The 6401-nt window shown below is 68.7% G+C and carries 7 protein-coding genes; 3 read left to right on the top strand and 4 right to left on the bottom strand.

Annotated elements, in window-relative coordinates; all coding sequences use genetic code 11:
* Positions 1 to 302: 302 nt before the first annotated feature.
* Entirely contained in the window at positions 303 to 833 is a 531-nt protein-coding gene (locus ACLN58_RS16150) for a hypothetical protein (RefSeq protein WP_415856276.1), read from the top strand.
* Between the two features lie 418 nt (positions 834 to 1251).
* Positions 1252 to 2088 (top strand): LCP family protein, encoded by an 837-nt coding sequence (locus ACLN58_RS16145; RefSeq protein WP_415856275.1) that lies wholly within the window; start codon positions 1252 to 1254, stop codon positions 2086 to 2088.
* 245 nt (positions 2089 to 2333) lie between these two features.
* Here the strand turns inward: ACLN58_RS16145 and ACLN58_RS16140 are convergent, their stop codons facing one another.
* From ACLN58_RS16140 to ACLN58_RS16125, 4 genes are all read right to left on the bottom strand, one after another.
* Positions 2334 to 2636 (bottom strand): DUF6510 family protein, encoded by a 303-nt coding sequence (locus tag ACLN58_RS16140; RefSeq protein ID WP_415856274.1) that lies wholly within the window; start codon positions 2634 to 2636, stop codon positions 2334 to 2336.
* The gene (locus ACLN58_RS16135; RefSeq protein ID WP_415856273.1) at positions 2633 to 3364 is read right to left on the bottom strand and encodes a ferredoxin reductase; all 732 of its coding nucleotides are present in this window, start codon (positions 3362 to 3364) and stop codon (positions 2633 to 2635) included. The genes ACLN58_RS16140 and ACLN58_RS16135 overlap by 4 nt, the downstream gene beginning before the upstream one ends.
* Positions 3361 to 3954, bottom strand: a complete 594-nt coding sequence (locus tag ACLN58_RS16130; RefSeq protein WP_415856272.1) for a sulfite oxidase-like oxidoreductase — start codon at positions 3952 to 3954, stop codon at positions 3361 to 3363. Before ACLN58_RS16130 ends, ACLN58_RS16135 begins: the two co-directional genes overlap by 4 nt.
* Positions 3955 to 4126: 172 nt before the next feature.
* Positions 4127 to 5803: a sensor histidine kinase gene (locus ACLN58_RS16125; RefSeq protein ID WP_415856271.1), complete on the bottom strand. Its 1677-nt coding sequence runs from the start codon at positions 5801 to 5803 to the stop codon at positions 4127 to 4129.
* 87 nt (positions 5804 to 5890) lie between these two features.
* Here ACLN58_RS16125 and ACLN58_RS16120 point away from each other — a divergent pair.
* Positions 5891 to 6401 (top strand): response regulator transcription factor (locus tag ACLN58_RS16120; protein ID WP_415856270.1); only part of this gene is annotated, 511 nt, incomplete at its 3' end.

The raw sequence follows: 6401 nt of genomic DNA, 5'->3' as shown, positions 1-6401 counted from the left end.
CACCGGACGTCGCGGTGTACTCGCACCCCGTGGTGGCCGCGGGCCGCGTGGAGCTGCTCCCGTTCCTGCATGAGCAGGCGGTCTCGCTCACGGCGCACCGCTTCGGGAACCCGAACCCGGTGGTTCAGGCCGTCGAGCTCTGACGGAGGCTGCCCGGCGACCGGAACGTACCCTGTCGCCGGGGCAGTCCGGTTAACAGTCAGAAAACTGTCATTCCAAGTCGTGACATTTTCAGCTTCTGTCATTGAACATAGAGAGGCAATCTCAAAAAGCGGGGGGCAGAGGACACCTGAGGAGGACTCATGTCTAAGTTCACCGGACTAGGCGCACGCAAGCTCGCCATCGGGGCTCTCGCGGCGGGCGTGATCGCCGTTGGGGGCGCGGGAGCCGCCGCCTACGCGTTTCAGGGGACGGTACCCGCCGTCGACCCCTCCGCGACACCAACGGCGACAGCCACCGCAACGACGACGGATACGGCGTCACCCACGCCGACCGCCTCGCCCACGAGTGCGTCGCCAACCGCGACGTCCTCTCCCACAGAGACCGCTGAGCCCACCGAAACGGCCGAACCGACTGAATCGCCTGAGCCGCCGGAGCCGACCGTCCGCCCGTCGCCCTCGCACGTCGACCACGACGAGCAGGGCGAAGATCAGGACGAGCAGGGCGAAGAAAGCGGCGACCACGAGTCCGCCCAGGGCGAGCTCCACGAGTCGGCTCGGGCCGAGCACGATTCCGACAAGCCCGCGGCCACCCCCTCCGTTGCGCCCACGCACCGCGCGGCAACCCAGGAGCACGCGGAATCCTCGAGCCACCACGAGACGCACGACGACTGACTTGCCTCCCGGCGAGCGGCACGGCGGCGACGCGCCCGAAGTAGGCCAGTCGCCGCCGGCCGCTGCGCTTGAGCCGGGCACAAAGCCACTGCCCTCGTGACCGCGAGCGTGTCATCGTGGCCTCATGAGCGACCGTGAGAGTCCTCATGCTGCCGGCCGCCCGGGACGGAATTGGCTCCGGTGGAGGTTTGTCCTGATCGCGGCCTCGGTTGCGCTCATCCTGGGATTCGGGGCGGTTTTTGCGACGATCCTCGCCTCGTCGCCACCCCCGACACCCCCGGCCGCGGCCCCGACGTCGACCACGGCGTCCCCGACGCCGACGCCTACACCTACACCGACACCGACACCGACGCCCACCCCGTCGCCGCTGCCGCCCCCGCCGCCATCGCCGTCGCTGCCGGACCTGCCCCCGGTGCCCATGAACATCCTGGTCCTCGGAAGCGACATCTCGGGGAGCGCGCGCGAGGCAACCGAGCAGCAAGAGGCCACCGGCGGATCTGCCCCGCAGGATGCCGACACGATCATGCTCATCCACGTTCCCGCGGACCGGCACCAGATCTACGGGATCTCGATCATGCGCGACAACTGGGTGAACATTCCCGGTTATGGCGTCATGAAGATCAACGCGGGTCTACAGCTGGCCGGCCCCAAGCTCGTCGTCGCCACTGTCGAATCCCTACTGCACACGCATATCGACCACTACGTCATGACGGACTTCGGCGGCCTCAAGGCCTTCGTCGATGCCGTCGGCGGAGTCGATGTCGACGTCCCCATCCCCTTCACCGCGACTGTTCCCTTCACCGCGGCCCCCGGCACCGAGCACACGTTCACCCAGGGCATCAACCACGTGGACGGAGAGGCCGCCCTCCAGTTCGTCAGAGAGCGACACGCCTTTGTCGACGGCGACTACCAGCGGGTGCGCGACCAGCAGGCGTTTGTGCGAGCCCTCATGGTCCGCCTGCTGAGCACCGGCACGGTCCGCGACGCGGCCAGCGCGATCCGCATCGTCGCGATAGCCTCGTTCGTCCTCACCGTCGACCAGGGCTTCGACCCGACCACGCTCGCCACGCTCGCCTACGCGCTCCGCGTCACCGACCCGGCGGCCTCCGTGTTCTTCACGCTGCCGACGGCGGGGACGGGCTTCTCCGCGAACGGCCAGTCCATCGTGCTGCCGGACTATGGGGGCATCGCGGAGGTCGCGGCGGCCTTGGCCGCGGACCGGTTGGGAGACTACGCCGCGGCGCACGGCCTGTGAGGGCTCTAACCCGCGGCTTCACCATCTCAGAAATGTCGATTCAAGTCGTGACATTGTCAACTTCTGTCATGGATCATTGAGGTGCGATCTCATATCTCGGGGGACAGAAGACAACACTGACGACTGGGAAGTCTCATGTCGAAGTTCACCGCACTGGGCTCGCGCAAGGGCCTGCGGGCTCCACGCCCGGGACCGCTTTGTGTCCGGCCCGCGCATCACACGATGAGGCGGGCGGAGCCCAGCATCTAGCCGAGCTGGATGGTGAGCTGGGTGAAGCCGCTCAGGTCGAGGATGAAGCGGCCGCCTCGGTCGTCCAGCCTGAGCAGCACTCCTCCGCAGGAGGGACAGCGCAAGATCTTGGCGGGCGCGTTGACGTACAGGTGGGCTTCCGCGACTGCCCTGACCGCGCCGCAGCCTCCGCACGTGCCGAGCGCAGCCGTGATGTCGATCGAGAAGACCTCGGACAAAGGGCCGGCCAGGGCATTGCCGTCGAGGTAGTCGTCTTCCGGGGCCCGCGAGCGGGCCGGCCGCCCCGTCCACTGGTTCACGATGCGCCTCCCAAGCCGCCATACCGCTCGGTCTTGATCCGGTCCGGGGAATGGCCCAAGTCGACGAGCCACCCCGAGACCGCTTCAACGAAGCCCGTCGCACCGCAGACATAGACCGCTGGATCTGACCCGCTGTTGAGCACACTCGCCTCGAGGGTACGGGCGTCGAGCCTTCCGACGGGCAGGCCGTCGGGGGCACTCCGCGTGTAGACGTAAGTCAGGTCGAAGTTCTCGGACCATCGCGCAAGGGACTCGAGTTCCCCTCGGAAAAAAGTCGCCTCAGGGGCTCGCACTGAGTAGAGGAGCCGAAAGGGCGCGGGGTGGCGGGCTATGGCGTGCGCCCGCACGATCGCCATGAGCGGAACGACGCCGGACCCTCCTCCGATGAGCTGCACGGGAGAGGCCTCCTCCGGACGCCACACGAACCAGCCGCCCACCGGTCCCCGCACCTCCAGCTGATCGCCGACGGCGAGATCTCGTACCAGGTAAGGCGACACCTCGCCGTCCGGCAGCTCCTCGACAGTGATCTCCAAGCCCTCGGGCGGGGCGGCCGCCGCCACCGAATAGGAGCGAACCGCCTGATAGCCGTCCGGGGCCGTCAGCCTGATGTCGATGTGCTGCCCGGGCAGGAAATGAACCGGCGCGGGAAGGTGCAGGCGAATCGTGCGCGCAGTCGGAGTCTCATCGTGCACAGCGACGACGTCGGCCACCGTCCACGCCCCGCTCACCCGTACCGCTCCTCGCGCCACGGATCCCCGTGCAGGTGGTAGCCCCGGCTCTCCCAGAAGCCTGGCCTGTCCTCCGCCATCAGCTCGAGGCCCCGGACCCATTTGGCGCTCTTCCAGAGGTACAGGTGGGGCACCAGCAGCCGGACCGGGCCGCCGTGCTCAGGGGCCAGGTTCTCCCCCTCGAACTGGTGCACGATCCATGCCTTGCCTCCCACCACGTCCTCAAGGGGGAGATTGGTCGTGTAGCCGCCGTACGAGTGGAAGAGCGCGAACTTCGCGTCGGTGTCCAGCCCGTCGAACAGCTCGTCCACGGGGACGCCCCGCCACCTGGTTCCCAGCTTCGACCAGCTCGTCACGCAGTGGAGGTCGGCGATGACGTCTTCCTGTGGAAGGGCCATGAACCCGTTCCAGTCCCAGTGGCGGCTGCTTCCGGTTTCCGCGGTGAACGAGAATTCCCAGTCGCTCCGATCGATCCTCGGTGTGGGACCGGCTGACAGCACGGGGAAGCCGTCGGTCAAGCACTGTCCGGGCGGCAGGCCCGGAACATCCCTCTTCCTGCGGCCCAGAAAGCCGGACGAAACGATGCCCATCACTGCTCCTCGCCGATTGTGACACACGGTCGCTCTCGCCTAGCACGGACCATACGCCCCCGTGGGCGAACTGGGCCAGAGCCGACGAAGGCCTGGCCGCCACCAGCACGCGCCCACGGTGCAGCGGACGGCCGGGCCCGCCGTCGTCTGTGACACAGCCTCGCCCCGTGCCCTACCCTTCGGCGGCGGTGGACTGGTTCGGCGAGACTCCTGCCCCCGCGAGCGGCAAGCGCAGGGTGAAGACGCTGCCCACGCCAACCTCGCTCGTGCACTCGAGCCGCCCGCCGTGCTGCGTAGCCACCTCGTGGGCGAGCGCAAGCCCGAGCCCGGTGCCGGGTATGCCTGAGCGCAGGGCCGAGGAGCTGCGCTGGAACCGCGTGAAGATCCGCTCGAGATCCTCGGGAGGGATGCCGATCCCCTCGTCGCGGACGCGGCACACGGCCCACCGGCCGTCCCGTTCGGTCGTGAGCGTCACGAGCGCGCCCGACTCGGAGTACTTGAGCGCGTTCGAGACGAGGTTGTCCAAGATGCGAACGACGCCGGTCTTGTCGCCCACGACCGGCAGTTCGCCGTCGTCCTCAATGCGCACGGCGATCCCACGGCTCTCTGCGTCCGGCGCGGCAGACACGGCCGCCTGCCGAACGAGCTTCGCGAGGTCGAGCTCCGTGCGCTGGAGGCTCGGCGACGAGCCCTCGACCGAGGCGGCCAGGATGTCGTCGACCATCTTCCTCAGGTGCTGCGCGTTGCGGCTCATCACGCGGAGGTCGGAGCGCGCCGACGTGCTGAGCGACTCATCCTCGAGCAGCAGCTCGGCGTAGCCGAGCAGGCTCGTGAGCGGGGTTCGGAATTCATGGGACATCGCGGCGAGGAAGCTGTCGCGAGCCCGCACGGCGGCCACGACCTCGGTGACGTCCGTGCAGGCCAGCACGGTCCCGGCCAGTTCGCCGGTGGCATCCCGGAACGCGCGGGCCGAGATCGAGACCGTCCGGGCCTCCGGCCCACGCCCGAGGCGGTACACCTCGTGGTTGAGCTCTTCGCCGGCGTTGGCGCGCCCCATGGGCCGCTCCTCGACCGGAACGAGCTCGTCGGTCCCGTCCCTGTACACGAGGAGCTCGGACTCGGGCGCACGCGCCGCCCCGGGCGGGAGCGCGGTGAGATAGAGCTGGCGCTGTCGCGAATTCATGAAGACGTCCGTGCCGGCGTCGTCGATCACGAGGACCCCGACGTCGACCGTCTCCAGCACGGTGTCGAGGAGCCGCTGGCGGGTTTCGCTCCGGGCCAGGAGCTCCTCGACGCGCTGCTGCTGCGCGATCCCGCTGAGGGTCATGACGGACATCGCGACCCCGACGGATACGAGCATGAGCGGAACCACAAGCTCGGCAAGGAACGTGTGGGGTGCTTGGCCCCCGATCGCGAGCAGCGGCGTCCACACCATGACCAGCGACGCGAACGCGCACAGGGCCACGACGAGTCGAAGGCGGCGCCCCGAACCCGCGAGCCACATGACCGGGAACACGGCGAGCAGCCCCAGCCCCGAGAGCGCGCCCGTCGCGCCCGTCCGGACGAGGCCCACGGCCACGAAATCCAGGAGCGGAATCGCGAGCACACACCACTCGGGCAGTCGCCCCCAAGGCACCACACCACACAGGAGGAGGATGACGAGCGCCACGATCTGACCCGAGAGAAACGGCGGGAACGTCAGGGCGTGGGGATCGGCAAAAGCAAGGACAACGAATACCAAGAGCAAAGTCAGATTGAGCGGCAGCTGGCTCAACACCGCCCTGCTGCGCGGCCCCAGCGCACCGAAGCGGTGCCGCCCCAGCAGCAGGACATCGAGTAACTTGTCCACAGGTCCTCCCGTCACGCGTGATAATCCCCAGATAAGTCTGTGACACAGATGGTCAGAAGTGGTTGAGTTGGCGTGGAAGGGAGAACGATGACTCGCCGAGCGCTCATTATTGAGGACAATCCGGACATCCGTCGGCTCCTCGAAGCGACGCTGAGCCGCCAGGGCTTCGACGCGACGAGCGCGGGCGCCGGGTACCCGGCGCTCGAGGCGGCCCGCCGGGACGCTCCAGACCTCATCACGCTTGACCTGGGTCTCCCCGACCTCGACGGCCTCGAGGTGTGCCGCACCCTGCGCATGTTCAGCAACGCCTACATCCTCGTCGTCACGGCGCGGGCGGCGGAGGCGGACAGGCTCGAGGCGCTCGACCGCGGGGCCGACGACGTGCTCGCGAAGCCGTTCAGCCCGCGCGAGCTCCAGGCCCGCGTCGAGGCGCTGTTCCGCCGGCCCCGCGCGGCCTCCGTCCAGGAGAGCGATCTGCAGACGGCGGCCCGCGTGCAGCAGGGCCTCCTCCCCGACCGCGCCCCGAACGTCCGCGGCTACGACGTCGCGGGCGCGTGCCACCCGTCTCGCAGCGTGGGCGGCGACTTCTTCGACTGGG

This window comes from Sinomonas sp. G460-2, from assembly GCF_047759905.1.
In the GTDB taxonomy this organism is placed as follows: Bacteria; Actinomycetota; Actinomycetes; order Actinomycetales; family Micrococcaceae; genus Sinomonas.
Note: the sequence above shows the minus strand (reverse complement) of the source record. Positions and strands in the feature narration are given on the sequence as shown.

What these genes read in the sequence shown, in the direction of transcription:
- ACLN58_RS16130 (WP_415856272.1), bottom strand. Translation starts at nt 3,954, where the DNA reads ATGGGCATCGTTTCGTCCGGCTTTCTGGGCCGCAGGAAGAGGGATGTT.
- ACLN58_RS16150 (WP_415856276.1), top strand. Translation starts at nt 303, where the DNA reads ATGTCTAAGTTCACCGGACTAGGCGCACGCAAGCTCGCCATCGGGGCT.
- ACLN58_RS16145 (WP_415856275.1), top strand. Translation starts at nt 1,252, where the DNA reads ATGAACATCCTGGTCCTCGGAAGCGACATCTCGGGGAGCGCGCGCGAG.